Here is a 3,200-nt window from a genome sequence, read left to right on the forward strand (position 1 = left end):
CAAAATGTGGGCAGGAAAGAAAAATCTAGGAACCGTAAAGGGGCCTAGATTTTTTTATGAGCATATATGAACTTAAATTGAGTTTTCTCATGAGAAAAACAAGGAATGCTTGTGTCATATCACGAATTATTTACGTATGATTGCGTGATAAATACGTGGTGTGAGAGGGTGAGAAAATGAAGAAAGAATGGCTGACTGTTGCAGAAATAGAAAAGGAAACTATGATTCCTCACCAAACAATTAGGCGATATATAAAGATGCATGGGCATCATCTTTATTTGAAAAAACAGCATAAAAGTTATTTTGTTAATCAATCGAGTATGGATGTTGTTTTGAAAATAAGAGAGATGTATTCAGAAGGAAAGACAAGTGAAACTGTAGATGAAATTCTTGCGAATGATGGATTATTTATGACTATTGATATGACAAAAGATGATGAGCAAGTGAGTATTTATGTTCCAGAAATTCTCCAGGAATTAAATGATCGTATAGCAGAAATGAATGAAAAAATGATGAGACAAGAAAAATTTAATGATGAATTACTTGAGCAGATAAAAAAGCAACAAGAGTTTATAGATGAAAAATTATCTAAAAGAGATGAGGCATTTTTGAGTTCAATAAATAAAATTTTAGATACAAAAAAAGAAATTGCGGCAACAGAAAAAAATCAAAAAAAGTGGTGGAAATTTTGGTGAAGTGGTAAAAAGTATTTCTTGTTTTTTAAAAATGCGACTATCCATAAACTATACAAAAGGCATTAAAAGGCTATCCATAAACTATCCAAATAGCTAAAAATACTATCCATAAACTATCCAAATAAAAGGAGCAAATGACACCTGTTTTTTTACTTGAAAATCTCTTAGAATCCAATAGGCACAGCCTATTTCGCCACTCTTTAAAAGAGAGTGGCACCGGATTCTCTTATGCTCTTTCAAGTAAATATATTGTTTTAGAGAAAATCTTTTTGTTGAATACTTTTTGAAGCGTTCTTTTATTTTTCTTAAAATACCTTAGGAGTCCAAATAAGGCCTTCTGAGGTGTTTTTGTTTTTGTTTATATATTTTATTAGGATGTTTTTTAAAACGTCTTAGAAACGTTCTCTGTTGATTTAAGGAATGGTTTATGATGTAGAAAAATGGAGGAGGACTTTGCATGGATGATTTAACAAAACAATTTAGAGAAATGATGGGTTATAGTAATTCCTTTGATGATGAAGAAGAAAAAATAGAACTTGAATATCAAGAAAAACAAGAGCGTATAGAATTTGAAAGTCAGTTGTATAGAATGGTTAAAAGGCGTAAAAAGAACCAACGTAATATTTGGTTTTTGTATGTTTTAAAATTAGAACATGAAAAAATTTATATAGGTATTACGAATAATCCTAGAAAAAGAATTATGCAGCATTATGATGGCGTAGGGGCAAAGGTTACAAAAGCATTTAGACCAATTAAAATTTTAGATGTAATTAAATCAACGTCAAGTCGTGAATACGTGGAACAAATTGAAAATGATGTTACTGAAAATATGAGAGCACAATATGGCGAAAGAAATGTTTATGGTGGTTATCATGTGAAATTGTAAAGATGATTTTTATTCCTCTTGTTTTGGGGTGTGAGGTTAAGGCTGGGGTGAATTGGCGAAAGCCAAGAGGGGCTAGCCCCTCTTGTTACTTTATATTGGTTAGAGACGCTATTATTAAATTCTAGTACAGATGGTTTTGGCGGTATAATAGCAAGAGCAAGCCGAATGTATTAGGTTCTTGTTTTGGGTATGTTCGGCTTGGCGAAATGATTACACCGCCAAAATTTCGGAAAGCAAGGAGAAAAGAGTGGAGATTTTTTAAGTGTTCTTCTTAAAAAATACTACTCGGACCTTGCTTGGAGAAAAGTCTCTATGTTGAACGGTGTAAGGCCACCTCAAACTTCATTCGATAGAAAAAAGTTATGGAAAGATAAAAGGATCCTTAGTATAAATCGATATTCTTTAGTAATACGATTTTGGAGGTGGTCTTTTATGATTCATTTGGAATTAAAAATTAGCCTGCAGCTGCCGGTAAATTTTTTATTAATTTTATCAGCAATCTATTTTTAATCTATTTTTGATTTTGAGCATAAAAAATGACCTTGAAAAAGGTCGTTTTTTTATTCCTTCTTTACTTGATTTATTTATATGGACACATAAGTAACAAAATGATAGATTTATAGATAACGTTAATAGGTTCCGTTTTTTGGCAAAAAAAATGCCCCATTCCAGCTTGTCGGCAAAAACATTCATGGAAAGGGGAAAAACATCTATTGAGAGTATATCATAAAGTGGTTACCAGTGGAAGAATTACAGAAATTTATTCGTATGAGGAAGGTATTACCATCGGGCTTAAAGGAAAAACAAATAGTAATACAGCAAAAGCAGGTGGAAATATGCCAGAAGAAGAGAGAGTTTTAAGAGAAAAAGACAATTTAAGACGGTCACTTGGAAGAACAGTACAAACATTGCGAAGAACAATAAATGCAAATATCCACGAATGGGGCAAAGAAAAGCCAAAATTTATGACGTTAACGTTTAAAGAGAATGTGCTAGACCATGAAGTTGCTAATAAAGAATTTCGTGAGTTTATAAAAAGATTATCACGAAAACTTTTCAAAAAGCAGAGTGGTTTAAAATACACGTGTGTTGTAGAAAGGCAAGCTCGTGGATCGATTCATTACCATGTGCTATTTTATAATCTTCCGTTTATCAAATTTGATGATTTATTAAAGGTTTGGGAGAACGGAAAAGAACAACGCGGACTGCATATTAATGCGATTGAGGATATTGATAATGTTGGTGCTTATGTCGTAAAGTACATAGAGAAAGACATACAAGCTATGAAAAACGGGTATGACCCTAAAACAGGCAAAAGTGCTAAAGAGAAGAATAAAAAGCTTTTTTTTCAGTCTCGTGGATTAATTAAACCTACAGAAAAAGCTTTATCGGCTGAGGAAGTTACTGAATTAGAAAAGCAACTGATTGATGATAAAGCAGTAGTTTTTGAAGCTGAGCATAACAATGAACATGTTGGAAAAATGACTTACAAACAAATAAAACGTAGTGAAAATTAGAAAGAAGAATTGTCGCAATCCCTTGAGCGACTAATAAAAAAGGGGTCGTTATCCCAAAGAACGACTCATAAATTGGGGTCGCAAACCCATCAAGCGACTCAT

At 32.5% G+C, this 3,200-nt stretch carries 3 protein-coding genes; all 3 read left to right on the forward strand.

Going from position 1 to position 3,200, the window contains the following annotated elements:
* The first annotated feature begins 176 nt into the window (after window positions 1-176).
* The 3 genes from MKY30_RS24050 (at window position 177) to MKY30_RS24060 (ending at window position 3,098) form a co-directional block, all read left to right on the forward strand.
* On the forward strand, window positions 177-695 hold the full coding sequence (locus MKY30_RS24050) for a DUF3967 domain-containing protein (RefSeq protein WP_341085770.1): 519 nt from the start codon (window positions 177-179) through the stop codon (window positions 693-695).
* Window positions 696-1,152: 457 nt separating this feature from the next.
* Window positions 1,153-1,581, forward strand: coding sequence for a GIY-YIG nuclease family protein (locus tag MKY30_RS24055; protein ID WP_340866208.1), 429 nt, complete (start codon window positions 1,153-1,155; stop codon window positions 1,579-1,581).
* 713 nt (window positions 1,582-2,294) lie between these two features.
* Window positions 2,295-3,098, forward strand: a complete 804-nt coding sequence (locus MKY30_RS24060; protein WP_340866211.1) for a rolling circle replication-associated protein — start codon at window positions 2,295-2,297, stop codon at window positions 3,096-3,098.
* Window positions 3,099-3,200 lie beyond the last annotated feature (102 nt).

The sequence above is a fragment of the Oceanobacillus sp. FSL W8-0428 genome (assembly GCF_038004405.1).
GTDB classification, from domain to species: Bacteria; Bacillota; Bacilli; order Bacillales; family Amphibacillaceae; genus Oceanobacillus; species Oceanobacillus sojae.

Excerpts from the sequence above, each read along its gene's own strand:
- MKY30_RS24055 (WP_340866208.1), top strand. The coding sequence starts at position 1,153 with ATGGATGATTTAACAAAACAATTTAGAGAAATGATGGGTTATAGTAAT.
- MKY30_RS24050 (WP_341085770.1), top strand. The coding sequence starts at position 177 with ATGAAGAAAGAATGGCTGACTGTTGCAGAAATAGAAAAGGAAACTATG.